18 protein-coding genes are annotated in these 24,706 nt (G+C 55.0%); 11 read left to right on the top strand and 7 right to left on the bottom strand.

The features are described 5' to 3' along the window. Nucleotides 1-269: 269 nt before the first annotated feature. The 3 genes from ACUTSW_RS07345 to ACUTSW_RS07335 all read left to right on the top strand — a co-directional run bounded on the left by ACUTSW_RS07345 (nt 270) and on the right by ACUTSW_RS07335 (nt 2,242). Nucleotides 270-452, top strand: coding sequence for a Trm112 family protein (locus tag ACUTSW_RS07345; protein ID WP_004942667.1), 183 nt, complete (start codon nt 270-272; stop codon nt 450-452). Then, nucleotides 449-1,198: a 3-deoxy-manno-octulosonate cytidylyltransferase gene (kdsB, locus tag ACUTSW_RS07340; RefSeq protein WP_434462767.1), complete on the top strand. Its 750-nt coding sequence runs from the start codon at nt 449-451 to the stop codon at nt 1,196-1,198. Before ACUTSW_RS07345 ends, kdsB begins: the two co-directional genes overlap by 4 nt. Nucleotides 1,199-1,345: 147 nt before the next feature. Next, nucleotides 1,346-2,242 (top strand): YcbJ family phosphotransferase, encoded by an 897-nt coding sequence (locus ACUTSW_RS07335; protein ID WP_004942685.1) that lies wholly within the window; start codon nt 1,346-1,348, stop codon nt 2,240-2,242. Here the strand turns inward: ACUTSW_RS07335 and elyC are convergent. Further along, on the bottom strand, nt 2,239-3,012 hold the full coding sequence (gene elyC / locus ACUTSW_RS07330) for an envelope biogenesis factor ElyC (protein WP_062870391.1): 774 nt from the start codon (nt 3,010-3,012) through the stop codon (nt 2,239-2,241). The two genes, ACUTSW_RS07335 and elyC, sit on opposite strands and share 4 nt — an antisense overlap. Nucleotides 3,013-3,163: 151 nt before the next feature. On the opposite strand from elyC, the gene cmoM reads away from it, so the two are divergent. From cmoM to mukB, 4 genes are read left to right on the top strand one after another with little or no spacing between them, the layout of a single operon-like run. Further along, nucleotides 3,164-3,949, top strand: a complete 786-nt coding sequence (gene cmoM, locus ACUTSW_RS07325; protein ID WP_063199419.1) for a tRNA uridine 5-oxyacetic acid(34) methyltransferase CmoM — start codon at nt 3,164-3,166, stop codon at nt 3,947-3,949. Further along, nucleotides 3,946-5,268 carry a chromosome partition protein MukF gene (gene mukF, locus ACUTSW_RS07320; RefSeq protein ID WP_004942690.1) on the top strand — a complete coding sequence of 441 codons (1,323 nt, stop codon included), beginning with the start codon at nt 3,946-3,948 and terminating at the stop codon, nt 5,266-5,268. The genes cmoM and mukF overlap by 4 nt, the downstream gene beginning before the upstream one ends. Next, entirely contained in the window at nt 5,249-5,977 is a 729-nt protein-coding gene (mukE, locus tag ACUTSW_RS07315) for a chromosome partition protein MukE (protein ID WP_020438800.1), read from the top strand. Before mukF ends, mukE begins: the two co-directional genes overlap by 20 nt. Continuing rightward, complete coding sequence (gene mukB, locus ACUTSW_RS07310; RefSeq protein ID WP_445584045.1) at nt 5,974-10,422, top strand: chromosome partition protein MukB; 4,449 nt, start codon at nt 5,974-5,976, stop codon at nt 10,420-10,422. The genes mukE and mukB overlap by 4 nt, the downstream gene beginning before the upstream one ends. Before the next feature lie 126 nt (nt 10,423-10,548). Here the strand turns inward: mukB and ACUTSW_RS07305 are convergent, their stop codons facing one another. Further along, entirely contained in the window at nt 10,549-10,770 is a 222-nt protein-coding gene (locus tag ACUTSW_RS07305) for a hypothetical protein (RefSeq protein WP_006324566.1), read from the bottom strand. On the opposite strand from ACUTSW_RS07305, the gene ldtD reads away from it, so the two are divergent. The 3 genes from ldtD to ACUTSW_RS07290 all read left to right on the top strand — a co-directional run bounded on the left by ldtD (nt 10,769) and on the right by ACUTSW_RS07290 (nt 13,924). Then, the gene (gene ldtD / locus ACUTSW_RS07300; protein WP_006324567.1) at nt 10,769-12,481 is read left to right on the top strand and encodes a L,D-transpeptidase; all 1,713 of its coding nucleotides are present in this window, start codon (nt 10,769-10,771) and stop codon (nt 12,479-12,481) included. The genes ACUTSW_RS07305 and ldtD overlap by 2 nt on opposite strands. A gap of 181 nt (nt 12,482-12,662) precedes the next feature. Next, the gene (locus ACUTSW_RS07295; RefSeq protein WP_004942701.1) at nt 12,663-13,211 is read left to right on the top strand and encodes a YcbK family protein; all 549 of its coding nucleotides are present in this window, start codon (nt 12,663-12,665) and stop codon (nt 13,209-13,211) included. 65 nt (nt 13,212-13,276) lie between these two features. Further along, nucleotides 13,277-13,924: an MBL fold metallo-hydrolase gene (locus ACUTSW_RS07290; protein ID WP_445584044.1), complete on the top strand. Its 648-nt coding sequence runs from the start codon at nt 13,277-13,279 to the stop codon at nt 13,922-13,924. A 69-nt stretch (nt 13,925-13,993) separates the two neighbouring features. On the opposite strand, the gene ACUTSW_RS07285 is transcribed toward ACUTSW_RS07290, so the two are convergent. The 5 genes from ACUTSW_RS07285 to ACUTSW_RS07265 all read right to left on the bottom strand — a co-directional run bounded on the left by ACUTSW_RS07285 (nt 13,994) and on the right by ACUTSW_RS07265 (nt 21,628). Further along, on the bottom strand, nt 13,994-15,184 hold the full coding sequence (locus tag ACUTSW_RS07285) for an amino acid aminotransferase (protein WP_063199410.1): 1,191 nt from the start codon (nt 15,182-15,184) through the stop codon (nt 13,994-13,996). Nucleotides 15,185-15,428: 244 nt separating this feature from the next. After that, nucleotides 15,429-16,538, bottom strand: coding sequence for a porin OmpC (gene ompC / locus ACUTSW_RS07280; protein ID WP_073440383.1), 1,110 nt, complete (start codon nt 16,536-16,538; stop codon nt 15,429-15,431). Between the two features lie 300 nt (nt 16,539-16,838). Beyond that, nucleotides 16,839-18,239 (bottom strand): asparagine--tRNA ligase, encoded by a 1,401-nt coding sequence (gene asnS / locus ACUTSW_RS07275; protein ID WP_006324570.1) that lies wholly within the window; start codon nt 18,237-18,239, stop codon nt 16,839-16,841. Nucleotides 18,240-18,466: 227 nt separating this feature from the next. Beyond that, complete coding sequence (gene pncB, locus ACUTSW_RS07270; RefSeq protein ID WP_445584043.1) at nt 18,467-19,672, bottom strand: nicotinate phosphoribosyltransferase; 1,206 nt, start codon at nt 19,670-19,672, stop codon at nt 18,467-18,469. Nucleotides 19,673-19,927: 255 nt separating this feature from the next. After that, nucleotides 19,928-21,628, bottom strand: coding sequence for a GGDEF domain-containing protein (locus ACUTSW_RS07265; RefSeq protein ID WP_445584042.1), 1,701 nt, complete (start codon nt 21,626-21,628; stop codon nt 19,928-19,930). Between the two features lie 446 nt (nt 21,629-22,074). Here ACUTSW_RS07265 and pepN point away from each other — a divergent pair, with 446 nt between their 5' ends. Continuing rightward, complete coding sequence (gene pepN, locus ACUTSW_RS07260) at nt 22,075-24,690, top strand: aminopeptidase N (protein WP_445584041.1); 2,616 nt, start codon at nt 22,075-22,077, stop codon at nt 24,688-24,690. The last annotated feature ends 16 nt before the right edge of the window (nt 24,691-24,706 follow it).

The following is a 24,706-nucleotide window of genomic DNA, read 5'->3' as shown; positions in this document are numbered from 1 at the left end:
TGGGTAAAACGAATTTTCAGCGCCGCCCGTTACAATCAGATCTATGCCTTAGTTGCTGAAATTGGCAAACAGGGCGATGATTTTGTGAATACGTTTGATCATGGAAAATGTCTTTTTTTGTGACTTGCATCACAAAATTTTACGCCTGCATCGCAGTCAATTCAATCCCCCGCGTCAGATTAAAAGGCAGCGGTAAAACAGCGGTGATTAACCTGGCACATAGCGTTATGCTATTCTCACGCACTTTAGATCTCCACTCAGGAGGAAGCATGGACCACCGTTTACTCGAAATCGTTGCCTGCCCGGTTTGCAACGGTAAGCTCTATTTCAATAAAGAAAACCAGGAACTGGTCTGCAAAGTGGACGGCCTTGCCTATCCGCTGCGTGATGGCATTCCCGTACTGCTGGAAAACGAAGCGCGTTCGCTGTCATTGGATGAGAAACACGCATGAGTTTTATCGCTATTATTCCAGCCCGTTACGCATCAACCCGTTTGCCGGGCAAGCCGTTGGCCGATATTCACGGTAAGCCAATGGTGGTGCACGTAATGGAACGTGCACGTGAGTCCGGCGCCAGCCGCGTTATCGTAGCGACCGATCACCCCGAAGTGGCCAAAGCGGTCAAAGCCGCCGGTGGTGAAGTGTGCATGACCAGCCCGCATCACCATTCCGGCACCGAACGCCTGGCGGAAGTGATCGAGCATTATGGTTTTGCCGATGACGAAATCATCGTTAACGTGCAGGGTGACGAACCGATGATCCCGCCGGTGATCGTACGCCAGGTGGCAGAAAATCTGGCAGCCAGCCAGGCCGGTATGGCCACTCTTGCGGTACCGATCGACAGCGCGGAAGAAGCCTTTAACCCCAATGCCGTCAAAGTAGTGATGGATGCACAGGGTTATGCGCTCTATTTTTCACGCGCGACTATTCCCTGGGATCGGGAACGTTTTGCTCAATCCAAAGAAAGTATCGGTGACAGCCTGCTGCGCCACATCGGCATTTACGCCTATCGTGCCGGTTTTGTACGCCGTTATGTCAGTTGGGCGCCAAGCCAACTGGAGCAAATTGAGCTGCTGGAGCAACTGCGGGTGCTGTGGTACGGTGAAAAAATCCACGTGGCAGTCGCTAAAGCCATTCCGACCGTGGGTGTCGATACGCCGGAAGATCTGCAGCGTGTGCGCGACAGCATCAAAGGCTGAGCATTAAACGCCGGCATGTCAACTGGCGTGCCGGCAGTACAATTTCCCACCTTTTATCCCCATTTTGTTGATCTGCGTTGAAGCTTTTTTTTGCTTACCGTTCGATGATGTCAGCGTCTCCTCCTTATCTCTTGAGGTTATTTCCTTATGGAGCAGTTACGCGCCGAACTGAGCATTGTGCTGGGCGAATCTATCAGCCGGCTGGAACGCGTTAGCGAACAGCCTTATGCACACATGTATTCACTGTACGATCAACAGGGCCACGCTATCCCGCTGATGGCAAAAAGCTTTGTCTGCCAGGGGATCGCCCAGCAGGAAGCCTATAAGCTGTCGATGCTGGCGCGTGAAGGGGATATCCGCCTGCCGACGGTGTATGGCGTGGTCTATACCCATCAGGCTCCCTATAAAGAGATCCTGTTGATCGAGCGTTTGCGGGGCGTGTCGGTGGAGGCGCCGACGCGAACGCCGGACCGCTGGAATATGCTGATGGAACAGATCGTCGATGGCGTATTGGCCTGGCACCGTATCGACAGCCACGGCTGCGTCGGCACGGTTGACAGCACGCAGGAAAACGACTGGTTTTGTTGGTATCAGCAGCGGGTCGAGGTGTTGTGGTCGACGCTCGGGAATCTCAACTCGCCGCAGTTGACGATGGCCGATCGCCGCTTGTTGTATCGCACGCGGGAGGCGCTGACCCATTTTTTTGTCGGTTTCGACGATCCTTGTGTGCTGGTGCACGGCAACCTGTCATTGCGCAGCATGCTGAAAGATGCCAAAAGCGACCAACTGCTGGCGATGCTCAACCCTGGGATGATGCTGTGGGCACCGCGTGAATATGAGCTGTTCAGGCTGTGCGAGGCCGGGATGCCCAGCCAACTGATGTTTTATTATTTGCAGCGGGCACCGGTATCGGAGTCGTTCCTGGTGCGACGTTGGCTGTATGGCGTATGGGAAGCGGCAGGGCGGTTAATTCACACCGGCAAGCTGGATAGGCAGCTGTTTGACCATGCGTCGAAACAGCTGCTGCCCTGGCTTGCCGGCTAGTCGGTAGAGGCCTCATCGGCCCCTTTGAGCGATTGCCACAGGCTGCCCAAGGTTTCATACCAGGCACGTTCGCTGTGGCCAAGGAACATGGCTGAGGGGACTACGCGATCCCAAATATTTAACCTGGAGCTGATGGCCAACTGATTGGCCGGCGCCGGAATAGGGTGCAGCCCCTTGGCTTCAAAAAAGCGCATCGCCCGCGGCAAATGGTTGGCTGAGGTCACCAGTATAAACGGTTGCTGGCCGACCAGCTTCGACACCTGTAACGCCTCTTGCTCGGTATCCATCGGGCGATCCAACAACACCATATCGCTACGCGGCACTCCCAGGCTTTCCGCTACCCGCGCCGCAGTTGCCGCGTTGCTCAAGGTATTGGCGCCGCCGGCACCGGTGAACACCATCTTGCTGCCCGGATGCGCGAGATATAAGCGCACGCCCTCCGTCACTCGTGGCAGGCTGTTACCTATCAGGTTGGAGCTGGGAGCCCAATCCGGGTTAAAGGTATAGCCGCCACCCAGCACCACGATATAATTCACCTGGTCATTGCCACGATAGGTTACATATTCAGATTCTATCGGTCGCAACAGCCGGTCGGCCACCGGCTGCAGGCTGAAAAGCAGTAAAAACAGCCAGCTCAGTGATAAAATTACTTTGCCGCTTTTTTGCCAGCGGGTGAACCATAGCAGCAACAGCGCCAGCCCCATCAACAGCAGCAGCGCAGGTAATGGCATTAAAATGGCGCCAATGAACTTTTTCAGGTTGAACAGCATCAAAAATCAGGTCCTTTTGGGCGAAAAAACGACATCCGGGCACAATCAGGCCGCAAGAAGATTCATTCTAAGCCAGTCTGTGCCAAAATAGCAGGTTTGAATGGGCTGGCGCTTTGCCCCCATCAGGATAAGATCAGCGGAGCCGTTGTCCATGCAGGATCGCAATTTTGACGATATTGCTGAAAAGTTTGCGCGTAATATTTACGGCACCACCAAAGGGAAGATCCGTCAGGCGGTAGTCTGGCAGGACCTGACCACGCTGCTGGCCCAGTTGCCGCAGCGGCCGCTGCGCATTCTGGATGCCGGCGGCGGCGAAGGCCACATGGCCTGCCAACTGGCAGAATTAGGACATCAGGTGTTGTTGTGCGATCTTTCTGGTGAGATGATCCAACGCGCTGCACAACTGGCCGAACAGAAAGGTGTGAGCCAGAACATGCAATTCATACAAAGTTCAGCGCAGGATATTGGTCAGCACTTGGAACAGCCGGTTGATCTGATATTGTTCCATGCGGTGCTTGAATGGATTGCTGAACCTGAGGCGGCGTTGCAGGCATTGTTCAACTGCCTGCTACCCGGCGGCGCACTGTCATTGATGTTCTTTAATGCCAACGGCCTCTTGATGCGCAACGTGGTGTTGGGTAATTTCCAACTGGTGAATCCAGAGGTCAGAAGGCGCAGAAAGCGCTCTTTGTCGCCGCAATATCCGCACAACCCGCCGCAGGTTTATGGCTGGCTGGAGCAAATGGGCATGCGCATCAGCGGGAAAACCGGCGTGCGGGTGTTCCACGATTATCTGCAGAGCAGGCAGCTACAGACGCAAAAATTTGAAGAGTTACTGGCGCTTGAACAGCACTATTGCCGGCAGGAGCCGTACGTGAGTTTGGGGCGCTATATTCACGTCATGGCGCATAAACCAAACCTGAAGGACGAACTATGAGTGAATTTTCCCAGACAGTACCCGAACTGGTCGCCTGGGCACGGAAAAATGATTTCTCTATTTCGCTCCCTACGGAGCGTCTCGCGTTTTTGCTTGCTATCGCCACCCTTAACGGCGAGCGACTGGACGGCGAGATGAGCGAAGGTGAGCTGGTTGATGCATTTCGCCATGTCAGCAAGGGTTTCGAACAGACGCATGAAACGGTGGCGGTCCGCGCCAACAATGCGATTAACGACATGGTGCGCCAGCGCCTGTTAAACCGCTTTACCAGCGAACTGGCAGACGGCAATGCGATTTACCGTCTGACCCCGTTGGGCATCGGTATCACCGATTACTATATCCGTCAGCGCGAATTCTCTACGCTGCGCCTGTCGATGCAGCTGTCGATCGTGGCGGAAGAGCTAAAGCGCGCCGCCGACGCCGCCGAAGAGGGCGGAGATGATTTCCATTGGCACCGCAACGTGTTTGCACCGCTGAAATATTCGGTGGCGGAAATCTTCGACAGTATCGACATGACCCAACGGCTGATGGATGAGCAACAGCAGGGCGTGAAGGAAGATATCGCCGCACTGCTGAATCAGGATTGGCGCGCGGCGATCTCCAGCTGTGAGATGCTGTTGTCCGAAACTTCCGGCACGCTGCGCGAGCTGCAAGATACGCTGGAGGCGGCGGGCGACAAGCTACAGGCCAACCTGTTGCGCATTCAGGATGCGACGCTGGGCGGGATGGAACTGGGTTTCGTCGACAAACTGGTGTTCGATCTGCAAAGCAAGCTCGACCGCATTATCAGCTGGGGCCAACAGGCGATTGACCTGTGGATCGGTTACGACCGCCATGTGCATAAATTTATCCGTACCGCGATCGACATGGATAAGAACCGTGTGTTCGCTCAGCGTTTGCGCCAGTCGGTGCAAAACTATTTTGACAACCCATGGACGCTGACCCATGCCAACGCCGATCGTCTGCTGGATATGCGTGACGAAGAACTGGCGCTGCGCAGCGAGGAAGTGACCGGGGAACTGCCGCCGGATCTGGAGTTCGAAGAGTTCAGCGAGATCCGCGAACAACTGGCGGCAATGATCGAACAGGCGCTGAAGATTTATCAGGAACAACAGATACCGCTCAATTTAGGGGCGGTAATGCGCGATTATCTGGCGCAATATCCGCGTGCTCGTCATTTCGACGTAGCACGTTTAGTGGTCGACCAGGCTGTGCGCCTTGGTGTGGCTGAAGCAGATTTTTCAGGGTTGCCGGCGCAATGGCAGGCAATCAATGATTACGGAGCCAAGGTCCAGGCCCATGTCATCGACAAATATTGAACAAGTAATGCCAGTCAAGCTGGCCAAGGCATTGTCTAACGCGCTGTTCCCGGCGCTCGACAGCCAACTGCGTGCAGGTCGTCACATCGGTATCGATGAGCTGGATAACCATGCCTTCTTAATGGATTTTCAGGACGAACTGGAAGAGTTTTACACCCGCTACAACGTGGAACTGATCCGCGCGCCGGAAGGCTTTTTCTACCTGCGCCCGCGTTCCACTACCCTGATCCCGCGTTCGGTGTTGTCCGAGCTGGACATGATGGTAGGGAAAATCCTGTGCTATCTCTATCTCAGCCCAGAGCGTCTGGCGCATGAGGGGATTTTCAGCCATCAGGAGCTGTACGACGAGCTGCTGAGCCTGGCGGATGAGACCAAATTGCTGAAGTTCGTTAACCAGCGCTCCACTGGCTCGGATCTCGATCGTCAGAAACTGCACGAAAAAGTGCGTACCTCGCTGAACCGTCTGCGTCGTCTGGGCATGGTCTATTTCATGGGCAATGACAGCAGCAAGTTCCGCATCACCGAAGCCGTGTTCCGCTTTGGCGCCGACGTGCGCAGCGGTGACGATCCGCGTGAAGCGCAACTGCGCATGATTCGTGACGGTGAGGCGATGCCGGTCGAAAACAGTCTGTCGCTGAACGACGAGAGCGAAACTGAAGACCAGCAGGTTGATAACACTCCGGACAGTGCAGAGGATGAACAGGAATGATTGAACGCGGTAAATTTCGCTCGCTGACGCTGGTTAACTGGAACGGCTTCTTTGCTCGTACCTTTGATCTGGATGAGCTGGTGACCACGCTGTCCGGCGGTAACGGGGCCGGGAAATCCACCACTATGGCGGCTTTCGTCACCGCGCTAATCCCCGATTTGACGCTGCTGCACTTTCGTAATACCACCGAAGCCGGCGCCACCAGCGGTTCACGCGACAAAGGCTTGCACGGCAAGCTGCGCGCCGGGGTCTGCTACTCGACTCTCGACGTGATCAACTCGCGCCATCAGCGCGTGGTGGTTGGCGTGCGTTTGCAGCAGGTAGCCGGTCGCGACCGTAAGGTGGACATCAAGCCGTTCACCATTCAGGGGCTACCGACAGCGGTGCAGCCTACTGAACTGCTGACCCAAACGGTAGGCGAGCGCCAGGCGCGCGTACTGACGCTGCAGGAACTGAAAGAGCGCGTCGAAGAGATGGAAGGCGTGCAGTTCAAGCAGTTCAACTCCATCACCGATTACCACGCTTTAATGTTCGATCTGGGCGTGCTGCCGAAACGCCTGCGTTCGTCCGCCGATCGCAGCAAGTTTTACCGCCTGATCGAAGCCTCGCTGTACGGTGGGATTTCCAGCGCCATCACCCGATCGCTGCGCGATTATCTGTTGCCGGAAAACAGCGGCGTGCGCAAGGCGTTCCAGGATATGGAAGCGGCACTGCGTGAAAACCGCATGACGCTGGAAGCGATCCGCGTCACTCAGTCGGACCGTGACCTGTTCAAGCACCTGATTTCCGAAGCCACGTCCTACGTGGCGGCAGACTACATGCGCCATGCCAACGAACGGCGCATTCATCTGGACGGCGCGCTGGCGCTGCGCAGCGATCTGCTGGGCAGCCGTAAACAACTGGCCGCCGAGCAGTATCGCCACGTGGAAATGGCGCGTGAATTGGCAGAGCAGAGCGGTGCGGAATCCGATTTGGAAACCGACTACCAGGCCGCCAGCGATCACCTGAATCTGGTGCAAACGGCGATGCGTCAGCAGGAAAAGATCGAGCGTTATGAAGGCGATCTGGAAGAGCTGACCTACCGCCTGGAAGAACAGAACGAAGTGGTTGCCGAGGCCAGTGAGCAGCAGGCCGAAAACGAAGCGCGCGCCGAGGCGGCCGAACTGGAAGTGGATGAACTGAAAAGCCAGCTCGCCGATTACCAGCAGGCGCTCGACGTGCAGCAGACCCGCGCCATTCAGTATCAGCAGGCGTTGCAGGCCTTGGAACGGGCTCGCTCGCTGTGCCAACTGCCAGAACTGACCGCTGAAAATGCCGAACAGTGGCTGGATACTTTCCAGGCGCGTGAGCAGGAAGCGACGGAAGCGTTGTTGATGCTCGAGCAGAAACTGAGCGTGGCCGACGCCGCGCACGGTCAGTTTGAACAAGCTTATCAGCTGGTGGGCAAAATCGCCGGCCAGGTCAGCCGCAGTGAAGCCTGGCAATGCGCGCGCGAATTGTTGCGCGATTGGCCTTCGCAGCAGCACCTTGCCGAACGCGTGCAGCCGCTGCGCATGCGCCTGAGTGAACTGGAACAGCGTTTGCGCTCCCAACAAGATGCCGAGCGTCTGCTGCAGGAGTTCTGCAAGCGCCACGGTCAGGAGTACCAGCCGGACGATCTCGATGCGTTGCTGCAAGAGTTGGAAGAGCGTCTGGAATCGCTGTCGCAGAGCGTCAGCGACGCTGGCGAGCGCCGAATGGAAATGCGTCAGGAACTGGAGCAGATCCAGCAGCGCATTCGCGAGCTGACCGCACGTGCGCCTGTCTGGTTGGCGGCTCAGGATTCCCTGAGTCAGCTTAGCGAGCAGAGCGGTGAAGAACTGGAAAGCAGCCAGCAGGTGACCGAGTTCATGCAGCAACTGCTGGAGCGTGAACGTGAAACCACCGTTGAGCGCGACGAAGTGGCTGCCCGCAAGCGTGAAGTTGAAGCGCAAATCGAACGCCTTAGCCAGCCTGGCGGTGCCGAAGATCAACGTTTGGTGACCCTGGCCGAACGTTTTGGCGGCGTGCTGCTCTCTGAAATCTACGACGATGTCACCATCGACGATGCGCCTTACTTCTCGGCGCTGTACGGCCCATCGCGCCACGCGATCGTGGTGCCGGATCTGTCGCTGGTGCGCGAGATGCTGGAAGGTCTCGAAGATTGCCCGGAAGATCTCTATCTGATCGAAGGGGATCCGCAGTCTTTCGATGACAGCGTGTTCGCCGTCGAAGAGCAGGACAGGGCGGTGTTGGTGAAAACTGCCGATCGTCAGTGGCGTTATTCGCGTTACCCGGAAGTGCCGCTGTTTGGCCGCGCCGCGCGTGAAAACCGTCTGGAAGTGCTGCATGCCGAGCGCGAAACGCTGGCTGAGCGCTACGCGACGCTGTCATTCGACGTGCAAAAGACCCAGCGTTCGCATCAGGCTTTCAGTCGCTTTATCGGCTCCCATCTGGCGGTGGCGTTTGACGCCGACCCGGAAGCGGAAATCCGTGGCCTCAATTCCCGTCGCGGTGAAATCGAGCGTGCGCTGAACAACCATGAAGCGCAAAACCAGCAGCAGCGGCAGCAGTACGATCAGGCGAAAGAGGGCATTTCGGCGCTCAACCGGCTGATGCCATTGGTGTCACTGCTGAATGACGAAACCTTGCAGGACCGGGTGGAAGAGATCCGCGAAGAGCTGGAAGAGGCGCAGGATGCCGCGCGCCATATTCAGCAACACGGCGTTTCCCTGACCAAGCTGGAACCCTTGCTGTCGGTGTTGCAAAGCGATCCGCAGCAGCATGAACAGCTGCAGCAGGATTACACCCAGGCGCAGGGCGTACAGCGCCAGGCCAAGCAGCAGGCGTTTGCTCTGATCGAAGTGGTGCAGCGTCGTGCGCACTTTGGTTATACCGACTCCGCCGGCATGCAGAACGCCAACAACGATCTTAACGACAAGCTGCGCCAGCGTCTGGAGCATGCGGAAGCGGAACGTACCCGCGCCCGTGAGCAACTGCGTCAGTATCAAACCCAATTTACCCAGTACAGCCAGGTACTGGCATCGCTGAAAAGTTCGTATGACGCGAAGCGCGACATGCTGAAAGAACTGAGCCAGGAACTGGTGGACATTGGCGTGCAGGCGGATGCCAACGCCGAAGCGCGTGCACGAGCGCGTCGTGACGAGTTGCATGCGGCGCTGAGTACCAACCGTGCGCGCCGTAATCAGTTGGAAAAACAGCTGACCTTCTGCGAAGCGGAAATGGACAGCCTGCAGAAGAAACTGCGCAAGCTGGAGCGCGACTATTACCAACTGCGTGAGCAGGTGGTGACCGCCAAGGCGGGTTGGTGTGCGGTTATGCGCATGGTGAAAGACAACGGCGTTGAACGCCGTCTGCACCGTCGCGAACTGGCTTATATGGACGGTGACGAGCTGCGCTCGATGTCGGATAAGGCGCTTGGTGCGTTGCGTCTGGCGGTGTCGGATAACGAACATCTGCGCGACGTTCTGCGCTTGTCGGAAGATCCAAAACGCCCGGAACGCAAGATTCAGTTCTATATCGCGGTGTATCAGCATCTGCGCGAGCGTATCCGCCAGGATATCATTCGTACCGATGACCCGGTTGAGGCCATCGAACAGATGGAAATCGAGCTGGGTCGCCTGACCGAAGAACTGACCGCGCGTGAGCAGAAGCTGGCGATCAGTTCCAAGAGTGTGGCGAATATCATCCGCAAAACCATCCAGCGTGAACAGAACCGCATCCGCATGCTCAACCAGGGTCTGCAGGCGGTGTCTTTCGGCCAGGTGAAAAGCGTGCGGCTGAACGTCAACGTGCGCGAAGCGCATGCGACGCTGCTGGACGTGCTGGCCGAACAGAGGGAGCAGCATCAGGATCTGTTCAACAGCAACCGTCTGACCTTCTCTGAAGCCTTGGCCAAGCTGTATCAGCGCCTGAACCCGCAGATTGATATGGGGCAACGCACGCCGCAGACTATCGGTGAAGAGCTGCTGGATTACCGTAACTATCTGGAGCTGGAAGTGGAAGTGTTCCGCGGCTCTGACGGTTGGCTGCGTGCCGAGAGCGGCGCGTTGTCTACCGGGGAAGCGATAGGGACCGGGATGTCGATTCTGGTGATGGTGGTGCAGAGCTGGGAAGAGGAATCACGCCGTCTGCGTGGCAAGGATATCTCACCTTGCCGCTTGCTGTTCCTCGATGAAGCGGCGCGACTGGACGCCAAGTCCATCGCAACGCTGTTCGAGCTGTGCGATCGTCTGGAAATGCAGCTGATTATCGCTGCGCCGGAAAACATCAGCCCGGAAAAAGGCACCACTTATAAGCTGGTGCGTAAGGTGTTCCAGAACCATGAGCACGTGCACGTAGTGGGGCTGCGCGGTTTCGCCAATGAGCTGCCTGCACCGGGCACTGCTGCGGTAGAAACGCCGTAAAACGCAAAAAAGTCCGCTAATAATCTGAAAATAGCCGCCCTGGGGTGGCTATTTTTTTGTGTGCATGGATGATAGTCCTGCTTTTTTATCCGCTAAAAACCGGGTAGCTTAATGAAATAACAGTTATTAGCGGCGTCCAAGGGCAAAATGGCCTTTCTGTTCGTATACTGAAATTAACAAGCGGTTTTTGATGTATTTTTTGTGAGCATACAGGGGGCAATGGATGTTGCTTAAAAATGGAAACACTTTACGGCGTCTGGCGCTGAGCTGCGCAATCGCATCTGGACTTGCGTCGTCGTTACCCGCATGGGCAACCGTGCCTGCGTTTCCGGTAGCGTCATCCGGCATGTCAGTTGCGCAAAGCCGTTCGGAATTATTGGCGGCATTGCCGAAAGGAATGACACCGCACTATCTTTCAACGCTGGCTCCTTTGTACGCCGCTAACCGGATGCAACTGATGTGGCAGGATCGCGAGGCGGTTCAGCAGTTCCAGCAGCAGTTGGCCGAACTGGCCATGTCCGGCGTGCAGCCGCAGTTTACCCAATGGGTGAAGCTGCTGACCGATCCGGCGATTACCGGCGTGGCGCGCGACGTTGTCCTGTCTGATGCTATGCTGGGGTATTTGCAGTTCGTTTCAGCCATCGGCGCCAACGGTAACAGCTGGTTGTATAGCAATATTCCCTACAAGCTCGGCCTGCCGCCTAATGCGGTGATTAATCAATGGCAACTGGCGGTGCGTCAGGGCAAGACGTTGGCTTATGTCACCAAGCTGGCGCCGCAGCACCCGCAATACGCCAAGATGCATCAGGCGCTGCGCGACATGCTGGCCGATAACCGTCCATGGCCGCAGATGGCTAACGGTCCGAGCTTGCGCCCGGATCAACTGAGCAGCGACATTGCCGCCCTGCGTGAGATCCTGGCGCGCAATGGCATGCTGACCGCCGCGTCGGTGCAAACGCAGGAGCCGCCTGCGGTACTGACCGGTTCGCGCAATGAACCGGACGATGGCGGCTTGTCAGTCGATGAAGAGAAAAGCCGCGAAAGCAAAAGTGTGGTTATCAGCCCGTCTGCCGCACCGGTAAAAGATCTTGCCGCATCGCCGGAATCGCCATTCGCCCAGCAGCCAGCCGGCCCGGTGACCGTCACTGATAACGCTTATACCCCCGATCTGGTCGAAGGCGTTAAACGCTTCCAGAAATGGCAAGGTTTGACCGCTGACGGCGTGATTGGCGCCCGTACCCGCGAATGGCTCAACGTGTCGCCGCAAACGCGCGCTTCGCTGTTGGCATTGAATATCCAGCGTTTGCGCATCCTCCCTGGCTACGTCGACACCGGGATCATGGTTAACATTCCCAATTACTCGCTGACTTACTACCAGAACGGCAATGAAGTGCTTTCCTCACGGGTTATCGTCGGTCGGCCTAGCCGCAAGACGCCGCTGATGAACAGTGCGCTGAACAACGTCGTGGTCAACCCGCCGTGGAATGTGCCGACTACGCTGGTACGCGAAGATATTGTGCCAAAGGCAATGCGTGACGGCAGCTATTTCCAGAAACACGGCTATACCGTGCTTTCCGGCTGGAGCAATGACGCTGAAGTCATCAACCCGGCGATGATTGACTGGAACATGGTGTCTGCGCGTAATTTCCCATACCGCATTCGTCAGGCACCGGGCGCCACCAACTCGCTGGGGCGTTTCAAATTCAACATGCCGAGCTCGGATGCTATCTATCTGCACGATACGCCGAACCACAATCTGTTCCAGAAAGATATTCGTGCCCTGAGTTCCGGCTGCGTGCGCGTTAACAAGGCATCTGATTTGGCTAATATGCTGCTGCAAGATGCCGGCTGGAACAATACCCGCGTTTCCTCCACCCTTAAAGGGGGAAATACCACCTACGTAAATATACGTCAGCATATTCCGGTTAAATTGTATTATTTAACCGCCTGGGTTTCTGATGATGGAAAGCCACAATTTCGTACAGATATTTACAATTACGATGATACGGTGAGATCGGGTGCACAAATTTTGGCTCAGGCCGAAAAATTAATGCAATAAATGCAGTAATTATAAATAAATAACGGTCTGAATATCGGATCATGATGCAGGCACTCATTCAGTGGGGGCCTGCAAACCGCGGGACATCACGGGTTGACTCAGGCTGTGTGGGCGGTTATGGTTCGGGCAGTGCGCTGTTTTGTGCATATATTTTGATATTCTTGCCGGGTTTAACAGAAACATGGACAAAATTGATCATCATCGCCGCAAATGGCTGGCGTTAGGTAGCGCCGCCATGGGTATAGCCCTGCTTCCAGGGCAGGCTTTTGCCAGTCTTTCTACTTCACGCCCACGCATTCTGGTCGTAAATAACATGCATACGGGCGAAACGTTGAAGGCCGAATTCTTTGACGGGAAGGGGTATAATAAAGACGAGCTGGTTCGTCTTAATCATCTTTTCCGTGATTATCGCGCCAACAAGATTAAGCCGATCGATCCCCGCCTGTTTGATCAGCTCTACCGTCTGCAAGGTCTGTTGGGTACCAACAAGCCGGTGCAGTTGGTTTCAGGTTACCGCTCCCTGGATACCAACAATGAGCTGCGTGAGCGCAGCCGCGGTGTGGCCAAGCACAGCTATCACACCAAAGGTCAGGCGATGGACTTCCATATCGAAGGCATCCAATTGAGTAATATCCGTAAAGCGGCGTTAAAAATGCGCGGTGGTGGTGTAGGATATTACCCACGTAGCAACTTTGTACACATCGATACCGGCCCGGTGCGGACCTGGTAGTCGCTGTGCACCATAGTGAATAGCGCCAGCCCGCGAGGGTGTGGCGCTGTTGTCGTTGGAGCCTTATGAAATACCAAATTATTCCCGTTACCGCCTTCAGTCAAAATTGTAGCCTGATCTGGTGTGAGAGCACGCAGCAGGCGGCATTGGTCGATCCCGGCGGCGAGGCAGAAAAATTGAAGGCCGAAGTGGCGAAGCAGGGCGTGACGATCACGCAGATCCTGCTGACGCACGGCCATCTCGATCACGTAGGTGCCGCGGCGGAACTGGCTGAGCATTATCAGGTGCCGATTTACGGCCCGGATAAGGAAGACGCTTTCTGGCTGGACGGTCTGCCGGCACAGAGCCGGATGTTTGGGCTGGAAGAGTGTGCGCCGCTGATGCCGACCCAATGGCTGCAAGAAGGCGACAAGGTGCAGGTGGGCGAGATGACGTTCAACGTGTTGCATTGCCCTGGCCATACCCCTGGCCATATCGTCTTTATTAATGAAAAGGCGCGGCTGGCGTTGGTGGGCGACGTGCTGTTTAACGGCGGTGTCGGGCGCAGCGATTTCCCGCGTGGCGATCATCAGGCGCTGATTAACTCTATTCGTACCAAGCTGTTGCCGCAGGGCGATGACATGGCGTTTATCCCAGGTCATGGGCCAATGTCCACTTTTGGCCAAGAGCGTGAAACTAACCCGTTCCTGCGTGAAGAGCCGGCTATCTGGTAAGGTTATTTCCCGGCAGAAATAACTAAGGGGCGCTTTGAGCGCCCCTTTTGCTATTTGCATTGCAATGGGTTACAGCACGGCGACGATGGCCTCGCACAGCGGCGCCATATTGTCCGGCGTCATGCCCGCAACGTTAACGCGACCGGAGTTGACGGCATAAACGCCAAACTCTTCGCGCAGGCGCAGCACCTGCTCTTTACTCAACCCGCTGAACGAGAACATACCGTTCTGGTTGATGATAAAGCTGAAGTCCTGTTCTGCGCCTTTCTCTTGCAGCGTATTGACGAACAACTGACGCATGCGATGGATACGCTGACGCATATCGGTCAGTTCCTGTTCCCACAAGGCACGCAGTGCATCGTCGCCCAGGATGGTCGCCACGACGGCGGCGCCGTGCGACGGTGGGTTGGAGTAGTTGGCACGAATAGCGGCTTTCACCTGGCTGAACGCGCGATCTGCGGTTTCCGCATCGGCGGCTACGATCGTGCAGGCACCGACGCGTTCATTGTACAGGCCGAAGTTCTTCGAGTACGAACTGGCGACGATCAGTTCCTGATGCTTGGCGGCGAAAATACGCAGGCCCTGTGCATCTTCTTCCAATCCCTTCGCAAAGCCCTGGTAGGCGAAGTCGAACAATGGCAACCAGCCGTTGGCGACGGACAGCTCAGCCAATTGGGCCCACTGCTCGGCGGTAGGGTCGATGCCGGTCGGGTTATGGCAGCAGCCGTGGAACAGCACCACATCGCCGGCCTGAGCCTGTTTCAGGCTGTTCAGCAGGCCATCGAAATCCAGCGAATGGTTGGCGGCATCGTAGTAGGCGTATTCCAGGACTTCCAGACCAACGGCGCTGAACACGTTTTTGTGGTTCGGCCAGCTTGGGTTGCTGATCCAGATGCGTTTTGCGGTGGTCTGGTTGGCGATAAAGTCTGCTGCCACACGCAGGCCGCCGGTACCACCGGGCGTTTGCGCAGTGCGTGCACGCTTGTCGGCGATGATTGGGCTTTGTTTGCCAAACAGCAGCTCTTGCGTGCAGGTGGCGAATGCCGGGATGCCTTCAATGCCGAGATAGTTTTTGGTGGTTTCATTTTCCAGCAGATATTGCTCAGCTTTTTTCACGCTGGTCAGTACCGGGGTTTTGCCGGTTTCATCTTTGTAAACACCAATCCCTAAGTTGATCTTATTAGGGCGGGCGTCCGCGCGGAAAATGTCGGTCAGACCCAGGATTGGGTCGGCGGGTGCAGCAGTGATTTTTTCAAACATGTCAGGTGCTTCCATGGCTCGGAGTTAAGCAGACAGAGGCATCAGGGTAGCGCCAGTTATGCGCTTTGCCAACCGTTTGCGAGAAAAACACATCGATCTTGTGAAGGGGGCAGGTTCAGCATAAAAAATGAGGGAGAAGGGGGCGTTGGCAGAATAAAAAGTTACTCGCGGCACAAAAACAAAAACAGGGCCGAAGCCCTGTTTTTAGCTCATACGGCGGTGAACCGCCGTTAAGTATGACAACTTAGAACTGGTAAACCAGACCAACACCTACGATATCATCGGTAGCGGTGCCAGTGGCTTTAGTGAACTCGTTGTCGTCCAGCAGGTTGATTTTGTAATCAACATAGGTGGACATGTTTTTGTTGAAGTAGTAAGTGGTACCAACAGAAACATATTTAACCAGGTCGGCATCGCCGCCGCCGAAGCTAGAACCATGTGCGGTACGGCCAGCCAGGTTTTTACCTTTAGACTGCAGGTAAGACACTTCTGGACGCAGGCCGAAGTCGAACTGGTACTGTGCAGTCACTTCGAAGTTCTGTGTTTTGTTAGCAATACCGGCATCGAAATCACCGTATGGCGTCATGTTACGGGTTTCGGAGTACATGGTTGCCAGGTAGACGTTGTTCGCGTCGTATTTAGCACCAACGGTCCATGCGTCAGCTTTGTCGCCGCCAGCAGTGGAGTTGTTGGTTTGCTTGTCAGTACGGTCAGAAGACGCGTATGCAGCACCGAAGCTTACGCCTTCGCCGATGTCATAAGTAGAAGACAAGCCCCAACCGTCGCCGTTTTGTTTCTTCAGAGCGCGGCCGTCGTTTTCGTTTTTACCCTGGTACTGAACAGCGAAATTCAGACCGTCAACCAGACCGAAGAAGTTGTTGTTACGATAAGTAGCAACGCCGTTGGTACGGCCGGTCATGAAGTTGTCGGTGTAGGTGTAAGTATCGCCGCCGAACTCTGGCAGCATATCTGTCCAGCCTTCCACGTCGTACAGTACGCCGTAGTTACGGCCGTAGTCGAATGAACCGTAGTCAGCAAATTTCAGACCTGCGAAGCCCAGACGAGTCTTGGTGCCTTCGGTGCCTTGAGATTCAGCGTGGTTAGCCTGAACGTTGTATTCCCACTGGCCGTAACCGGTCAGTTGGTCAGTAATCTGGGTTTCACCTTTGAAGCCGAAACGAACATAGGTCTGGTCGCCGTCATTGCCTTTGTCGTCGGAGAAGTAGTGCAGACCGTCAACTTTGCCGTACAGATCCAGCTTGTTGCCGTCTTTGTTGTAGATTTCAGCTGCGTTTGCTGCACCAGCAGCTAACAGAGCCGGGATTACCACTGCAAGAATGTTGCGCTTCATCATTATTACCCTCATTGGTGTTATTCGGACACCTTTGCCACTGCCGCCAATAATTCTTTTGGAACTATTGTAGATAGATTGGTGTCGTCCTGTGTCTGCACGCAGTGTTCCATTCGTGGGCGGGTTAATCTAGAACGAAAATGCTACCAATGTACTAATGAGGTTTCAAAAGGAAAGTATGTGTAACAAAATGTAATATTAAGGGAACTTTGTGACGCGGGTCAATATTAGAAAATGCGAAAGGCCAGCAAAGCTGGCCTTGGTTTTGTAACTAAATTATTTGGAAATGTTTAGACTGATTAATTAAAAGCTTGCGTTACGCGGAGTGCGTGGGAACGGAATGACATCGCGCACGTTTTGCACGCCGGTCACATAGGCGATTAAACGCTCAAAGCCTAAACCGAAACCGGCATGAGGAACGGTGCCGTAACGACGCAGATCACGATACCACCAGTAATCTTCTTTATTCAGGCCCATCGCATCCAGGCGCTGATCCAAGACGTCCAGACGTTCCTCACGCTGGGCACCGCCGATGATCTCGCCAATGCCTGGGGCCAGCACGTCCATGGCTGCAACGGTTTTGCCGTCGTCGTTCATGCGCATATAGAAAGCTTTAATGTCTTTCGGGTAGTTCTTCACCACCACCGGCGCTTTAAAGTGTTTCTCGGCCAGATAGCGCTCATGCTCGGAAGACAGGTCGATGCCCCAGGATACCGGGTTTTCGAAGGTTTGGCCGGAGGCGATCAGGATTTCCACCGCTTCGGTGTAATCCACCTGGGCGAAATCGGAAGAAACAAAGCGCTTCAAACGCTCAATCGCATCTTTGTCCACACGCTCGGCGAAGAACTGCATGTCATCCATACGCTCGTTCAACACGGCCTGGAACACATACTTCAGCATTTTTTCCGCCAGTTCGGCGATGTCTTCGAGGTCGGCAAACGCCACTTCCGGTTCGATCATCCAAAATTCAGCCAAGTGGCGGCTGGTGTTGGAGTTCTCTGCGCGGAAGGTGGGGCCGAAGGTATACACTTTCGACAACGCGCAGGCGTAAGTTTCGCCGTTCAACTGGCCGGAAACGGTCAGGAAAGCTTCTTTGCCGAAAAAGTCCTGGCTGAAATCAACCGCGCCTTTATCGGTGCGCGGCAGATTTTCCAGATCCAGCGTTGAAACCCGGAACATTTCGCCGGCGCCTTCGGTATCGGAAGCGGTGATCAGCGGGGTGGAAACCCAGAAGAACCCGTTCTCGTGGTAGAAACGGTGGATCGCCTGCGCCAGCGTATGACGCACACGGGCCACGGCGCCGATCAGGTTAGTACGTGGACGCAGGTGAGCTACCTCGCGCAGGTACTCGATGCTGTGACGTTTGGCCGCCATCGGATAAGTGTCCGGATCGTCAACCCAGCCCACCACTTTGATGGCGGTCGCTTGCAGTTCGAAACTCTGGCCTTCGCCCGGAGAGGCAACGACTTTGCCGGTGACTTCAATCGAGCAGCCGGTAGTCAGATGCAGCACTTCATCCTGATAATTCGGCAGAGAATTATTAACGACGGCCTGTAACGGATCAAAGCAGGAACCGTCATAGACGGCCAGGAAGGAGATACCAGCTTTAGAATCTCTCCGGGTACGCACCCAACCGCGTACGGTGACTTCACTGTCAACCGCAGCACGACCTTGCAGTACGTCGACTACAGGCACTACGCTCATAAATTTCTCTCTTTATAATTTGATTTGGAAATAGCTTAAAACCCAACAATATGGGGATGGTGCTATGTTACTTGCCGCGATGCAGAGCACAAGCAGAAATCGCCGGATTGGAACAACATTTCTTGGGGCTGGGCGAAAAGGGGGCAGCGGAAAGCGTCTTATTAAAGAAGAAAAAAGCCGGCCTGAAGTTTTCAGCCGGCTTTTTAGCGTTTGCAACGCATGGCCGCTTAGCTGGCTTTTTTCACCAGCGGCAGATCGAAGGCTTTGCGCAAGGCCTTCACGAAGGCCTGATCCTGACAGATGGTTTTGCCCGGGCTGTCGGACAGTTTAGCCACTGGCTTGCCCTTGCATTCAACCAGTTTGATGACGATATTCAGCGGTTTTACGCCCGGAATGTCGCAGGTCAAACGCGTGCCGATGCCGAACACCAGGTCGATGCGTTGATAGAAGTGGCGATAAAGCGCCAGCGCCTTGTCCAGATCCAGGTTGTCGGAGAACACCAGCGTTTTGCTCATCGGATCGATGCCCAGCTTCTGGTAATGCGCGATGGCTTTTTCACCCCATTCAAACGGGTCGCCGGAGTCATGGCGCAGCCCCTGATAACGCGGCGCGAATTGCGGGCCGAAATCACGCAGGAAGGCATCCATGGCGATGCAGTCGGTCAACGCGATGCCGAGTTGGTCCGGGTACTCGTCCAACCAGGCCTGCAATGCCGCTCGTTGACTGTTGGCCAACACCGGGCTTATCTGTTGATGCGCCTGGAACCATTCATGCGCCTGGGTGCCTACCGGCGTCAGGCCGAGTTGATGCGCCAGATCGTAATTGCTGGTACCGACCAGGTAGGGGAATTCGTTTTTCAGCGTGCTGACGATCGCCTGCTGCACGCTTTTGGAGAAACGGCGACGGGTGCCGAAATCCATCAGTTTGAAGCGGGAGATATCCACATCGGCGCTCACGGCTTTAAACTGCGCCAGTTTGCTGCGCAGATGCGCTACCGCCATGTCCGGCGTGATCTGCGGCGAGCGGTGACGGTGCACCACTTCGCTGATCACCGCCAGCAGGGGGACTTCCCACAAAATCACTTCGCGCCACGGGCCGGTAATGCGGATATGCAGTCTGCCGCCACTATTGTCGATCTGAACCTGCTGCGGGTCATAGCGGAAATCACGCAACCAGTTCAGGTAGTCCTGACGGAAGAACGGCAACCCTGAAAGATAGCCAAACTCAGCCTCGGTCAGCGCCAGTTGGCTCATCAGAGCGACTTGCGCACGGATTTCGTCGGCATATTCGCCCAGCAGTTCATCACCGCGACAGCGAAATTCAGCCGCCACGCTGATCGCGGGGTAGCGATGGAACACGGCTTGCTGCATATGAAGCTTGTAAGCGTCAGTATCAAGCAGTGATGTCAAAATCGGGGAAGCGTATTGAGTCATAGCGCGTTACTGCATCCTCGTCAGGCGCGAGTCCAAATCCGGATAGACATAAAAAAGTTGAGCGAGTATACCCGGATTATCCTGTTATTGAAGCTGCATCACACCACAAATCGCCGGAGCGGGTCGAGGATTAAACGTGCCTTTATGCCGGCTTGCCTTCAGGTTCCAGACAGAAAAGTCAGATAAGCCTGTAAGGTGAATGACTTAGCCTAATTAGTCATAGAAATTATAATGTTAATTATTTTAAACAACAATTCAGATAAAACCGGTCGGCGTGTGGATGCTGATCCGGTCCTTGCCGTTTTTCTTGCAGAAATAGAGCGCTTCATCCGCCTGTTTGATCGCCGTCGGCAGCAGCCTGAGGCTGTTCACCTGGGCAATACCGCAACTGGTCGTGAAACGCACGGTTTGCCCGTCATCGAGGGTTAGGGTGAGTTGGTGGGTGCGCTCGCGTAGCTTAGACATAATTTCTCGCGCATTCTCCAGCGTGCAGTTGCCGAGGATCACGGCAAACTCCTCACCGCCATAGCGGCAAAAAATGTCGCTGGAGCGGAAGGCGTCCTGCAGCAATTTGCCGAAGGCCACCAGTGCACGGTCGCCGATATCATGCCCGTAACTGTCATTCAGTTTTTTGAAATTATCGATATCAATCAAACAGAAGGCCAACGGGTAGCTGCGGGCTGCCAGGGATTCGCATTCACGGAAGAACTTGCGGCGGTTATAGATATTGGTCAGGGGATCAAGAAACGAAGAGGCTTCCAGCTCTTGGATCAACAGATGTTTTTCATTTTCCAGCGTCACCTTTTCCAATTGATACTGTTTTAGCTGTTTAATGGCGTCGCTGATGGCGATTAACTCCTGGCCGTAAAACACCTCATTGCGGTCGATGTTCATATTGCCGCGCGACAACCGCAAAATATTATTATGCGTTTTAGTCAGCCAGCGGCTGATATTTGAACAGTAAACCAGCGTCGGCAGGAAAATAAACAGCACGATCAGACCACCGAGAGAAATCAAGCCATAAATAGCCGTCTGGCTGGTGTAGATCTTATGCTGTGATGCGGCGATTTCCAGTTCAAAACTGCGTTGATAAAGCCGTTGCGAAAGCTCACTCAGATTTTTGACGTACTGATAAATAAAATCGGCGGAGTAGGGGGTATGATTATCGATTGCGGTATACAGCCCTTGGGTAATCCGGTCGATCTGCCCTTTCGAAAGCTGGCGGAGCATCTCATTCACCAGCAGGGTGGTGGGTACATCGTTGTAGGTCAGTTTCATAAAGATCAGCCGGGTGCTTAGTGCATTCAACACCCCGGTGAGCTGTACGGCTTTCAGATAGGCGTCTTTGCGCTCCAACTGATTGGTGTTCACGTCAATGACCTGATCGATTAATTCGGTCAGGGACATATTCAGTCGGTTATTCAGGCGCACGGCTTCCAGAAACAGAAACGAGTCGGCATCGATCATGCGGGTATCGTAGGTATAACGGTAGTAGCTTTTGCTGGTCTGAGAAATGTAGTAGGCGCTGTTGATATTAAACAGATTGGCATTGGCATCGGTAACATATGAAAGCTGTCGATTATCGTTATCCAGCAATTGTTCCATCAGGCCGAGCATGGAAAGCGCGGCGATTTTTTGCCGTATACCGAGCTGTTGCGAAATCTTGCTGTCGATATGCGGCTTGAACAGGGCAATTTTTTCGCGCGCCAGGCTGTCGGCCTCTTGCCATTGCGCCGGGGTAATGTCCGCATTAACCAGACTCAGACGTTTTAAACGGTGCGCCAACAGGGTGGCTTGAAAGGCTTCCGAGATCTCTTTGGCGCGACTCACCTTATACAGGTTAAGTTGATTGTCGCGATAGTCGGTATGGGCTTCAATCAGCTCATCGGAAATAAATATGGCGAACGATGACATCAGGGCAAAGGTAAAAAAATAGATCAGATATTTTACTTTCATATTGCCGTGAGTCCTTAAACCAGATTTATCAATTATATCATCGAGGCAGCTGATATGTCTTAACTATACCCCCGGAACCTCTGTCACCGAGAGGCGTTCTGCAGGCAGGGGTTTAGGGTTGGGAGCGGCGTTGAAACGGGGGCAATGGCCCATGACGATGAAGTATCGACCGGTCTGTTATGAAAGGCGGCTTTTAGCATTAAATGCTGATTTTTGCTCTGCATCAGGTGAAGGAGCCTGATGGCATGGGCCCTTCGGCGACAACATTAGGATCCACCTCCGATTTCTCCGTTCCAGTACTCCGGCATCTCTAGGCTTTTTTCGTGGCTGTGATACAGTTTATTTACAATCAGGATCATCAACATTTTCGCGCCTCTGCGGCAGCTGAAATAAGCCAATGATGACAACCTGGCACCTGTAACTCACTGAGACGTCAAAGGGTTTTTATGACACAACTGCCACAGGCGAAGTATCGCCACGATTATCGCGCGCCAGACTACAGCATCACCGACATTGATTTGGATTTTGAGCTGGACGCAGAAACGACACGCGTCACTGCAGTCAGCAAGATTAAACGTCAGGGCGCTGCCGAGGCGGCGCTGGTGCTGAATGGCGAAGATCTGACGCTGGTAAGTATTCAGATCGACGGGCAGCCGTGGAGCGCCTATCAGTTGCAGGATAACAAGCTGGTTATAGAGAAATTACCAGCACAATTTACCATGACCATCGTCAATGATATTCACCCGGCGAAGAATACCGCGCTGGAAGGGCTGTATCTGTCAGGCGAAGCGTTGTGTACCCAGTGTGAGGCGGAAGGTTTCCGTCACATCACCTATTATCTGGACCGCCCGGACGTGTTGGCGCGCTTCACTACCCGCATTGTGGCGGATAAGGCGCGTTATCCGTTCCTGCTGTCGAACGGCAACCGCGTAGGCCAGGGCGAACTGGAGGATGGGCGCCACTGGGTGCAGTGGCAGGATCCGTTCCCAAAACCTTGCTACCTGTTTGCGCTGGTGGCCGGCGATTTCGATGTGTTGCGCGACAGCTTTACCACCCGCTCCGGGCGTGAGGTGGTGCTGGAACTGTTCGTTGATCGCGGCAATTTGGATCGTGCCGATTGGGCGATGACCTCGCTGAAGAACTCGATGAAATGGGACGAAACCCGTTTCGGTCTGGAATACGATCTCGACATTTATATGATCGTGGCCGTCGATTTCTTCAATATGGGCGCGATGGAGAACAAAGGGCTAAATATCTTCAACTCCAAATACGTGCTGGCGAAAGCGGAAACCGCAACCGATAAGGATTACCTGAATATCGAAGCGGTGATTGGCCACGAATATTTCCACAACTGGACCGGCAACCGCGTGACCTGCCGCGATTGGTTCCAGCTCAGCCTGAAAGAAGGCCTGACGGTGTTCCGCGATCAGGAGTTCAGCTCAGATCTGGGTTCACGTTCGGTCAACCGCATCGATAACGTGCGCGTCATGCGCGGCGCGCAGTTCGCCGAGGACGCCAGCCCGATGGCGCACGCCATTCGTCCGGATAAAGTGATCGAAATGAACAACTTCTACACCCTGACGGTGTATGAGAAAGGGTCCGAAGTGATCCGCATGATGCATACGCTGCTGGGCGAAGAACAATTCCAGAAGGGTATCCAATTGTATTTCGAGCGCCATGACGGCAGCGCAGCAACCTGCGATGATTTCGTTCAGGCGATGGAGGATGCTTCCAATGTCGATCTGTCTCTGTTCCGTCGCTGGTACAGCCAGTCCGGCACGCCGTTGCTGACCGTTCGCGATGAATACGACGCAGAGCATCAACAATACCGCCTGCACGTCAGCCAAAAAACCGAACCGACCGCCGATCAGCCAGAGAAGCTGCCGTTGCATATTCCGTTGGATATCGAATTGTACGACGCCGAAGGCAACGTGATTGCCCTGCAGAAAGACGGTGCGGCGATCGGTAACGTGCTGAACGTCACTGAAGCCGAGCAGACCTTCGTGTTTGACGGTGTGGCGCACAAGCCGGTGCCTTCGCTGTTGCGCGAGTTCTCCGCGCCGGTGAAGCTGGATTACCCGTACAGCGATCAGCAACTGACTTTCCTGATGCAGCACGCGCGCAATGAATTTGCCCGTTGGGACGCGGCGCAGAGCCTGCTGGCTACCTATATCAAACTGAACGTTGCCAAGCATCAGCAGAAACAGCCGTTGTCTCTGCCGTTGCACGTTGCCGACGCTTTCCGTGCCGTGCTGCTGGACGAGAAACTGGATCCGGCGCTTGCCGCGCAGATCCTGACGCTGCCTTCGGAAACCGAGATTGCCGAGCTGTTCGCGACTATCGATCCGGAAGCGATCGCCGCGGTGCATGAATCGATTGTCCGTTGCCTGGCAAAGGAAATGGCCGACGAGTGGCTGGCGGTTTATAACGCCAACAAAACCGACGGTTACCGGGTGGATCATGCCGATATCGGCAAACGCGCTCTGCGCAACCTGTGCCTGGGTTATTTGGCCTTTGGCGATGAGGCGCTGGCCGATCGGCTGGTGGCTGAGCAGTATCGTCAGGCAGACAACATGACCGATTCGCTGGCTGCGCTGGCTGCGGCGGTAGCGGCGCAGTTGCCGTGCCGCGATGCGCTGCTGGCGGCGTTCGATGAACGCTGGCATCAGGATGGGCTGGTCATGGACAAGTGGTTCGTGTTGCAGGCGAGCAGCCCGGCGGCGGACGTGCTGACCAAGGTACGCGGCCTGCTGAAGCACCGTTCGTTCAGCCTGAGCAATCCAAACCGCACCCGCTCGCTGATCGGCGGTTTCGCTTCCGCCAACCCGGCGGCGTTCCATGCGGCGGACGGCAGCGGTTATCAGTTCCTGGCGGAGATCCTCAGCGATCTGAACCAGCGCAACCCGCAAATTGCCGCCCGTTTGATTGAACCCTTGATCCGCCTGAAACGCTATGATGCTTCGCGTCAGGCTCTGATGCGCAAGGCGCTTGAACAGTTGAAAGGGCTGGAGAACCTGTCCGGCGATCTGTTCGAGAAAATCAGCAAAGCGCTCGACGCGTAAAAGCTAACCAGGGACG

The organism is Serratia sp. TSA_198.1 (assembly GCF_052686505.1).
Note: the sequence above shows the minus strand (reverse complement) of the source record. Positions and strands in the feature narration are given on the sequence as shown.

Excerpts from the sequence above, each read along its gene's own strand:
- ACUTSW_RS07345 (WP_004942667.1), top strand. The coding sequence starts at position 270 with ATGGACCACCGTTTACTCGAAATCGTTGCCTGCCCGGTTTGCAACGGT.
- kdsB (WP_434462767.1), top strand. The coding sequence starts at position 449 with ATGAGTTTTATCGCTATTATTCCAGCCCGTTACGCATCAACCCGTTTG.
- ACUTSW_RS07335 (WP_004942685.1), top strand. The coding sequence starts at position 1,346 with ATGGAGCAGTTACGCGCCGAACTGAGCATTGTGCTGGGCGAATCTATC.
- elyC (WP_062870391.1), bottom strand. The coding sequence starts at position 3,012 with ATGCTGTTCAACCTGAAAAAGTTCATTGGCGCCATTTTAATGCCATTA.
- cmoM (WP_063199419.1), top strand. The coding sequence starts at position 3,164 with ATGCAGGATCGCAATTTTGACGATATTGCTGAAAAGTTTGCGCGTAAT.
- mukF (WP_004942690.1), top strand. The coding sequence starts at position 3,946 with ATGAGTGAATTTTCCCAGACAGTACCCGAACTGGTCGCCTGGGCACGG.
- mukE (WP_020438800.1), top strand. The coding sequence starts at position 5,249 with ATGTCATCGACAAATATTGAACAAGTAATGCCAGTCAAGCTGGCCAAG.
- mukB (WP_445584045.1), top strand. The coding sequence starts at position 5,974 with ATGATTGAACGCGGTAAATTTCGCTCGCTGACGCTGGTTAACTGGAAC.
- ldtD (WP_006324567.1), top strand. The coding sequence starts at position 10,769 with ATGTCAGTTGCGCAAAGCCGTTCGGAATTATTGGCGGCATTGCCGAAA.
- ACUTSW_RS07305 (WP_006324566.1), bottom strand. The coding sequence starts at position 10,770 with ATGCCGGATGACGCTACCGGAAACGCAGGCACGGTTGCCCATGCGGGT.
- ACUTSW_RS07295 (WP_004942701.1), top strand. The coding sequence starts at position 12,663 with ATGGACAAAATTGATCATCATCGCCGCAAATGGCTGGCGTTAGGTAGC.
- ACUTSW_RS07290 (WP_445584044.1), top strand. The coding sequence starts at position 13,277 with ATGAAATACCAAATTATTCCCGTTACCGCCTTCAGTCAAAATTGTAGC.
- ACUTSW_RS07285 (WP_063199410.1), bottom strand. The coding sequence starts at position 15,184 with ATGTTTGAAAAAATCACTGCTGCACCCGCCGACCCAATCCTGGGTCTG.
- ompC (WP_073440383.1), bottom strand. The coding sequence starts at position 16,538 with ATGATGAAGCGCAACATTCTTGCAGTGGTAATCCCGGCTCTGTTAGCT.
- asnS (WP_006324570.1), bottom strand. The coding sequence starts at position 18,239 with ATGAGCGTAGTGCCTGTAGTCGACGTACTGCAAGGTCGTGCTGCGGTT.
- pncB (WP_445584043.1), bottom strand. The coding sequence starts at position 19,672 with ATGACTCAATACGCTTCCCCGATTTTGACATCACTGCTTGATACTGAC.
- ACUTSW_RS07265 (WP_445584042.1), bottom strand. The coding sequence starts at position 21,628 with ATGAAAGTAAAATATCTGATCTATTTTTTTACCTTTGCCCTGATGTCA.
- pepN (WP_445584041.1), top strand. The coding sequence starts at position 22,075 with ATGACACAACTGCCACAGGCGAAGTATCGCCACGATTATCGCGCGCCA.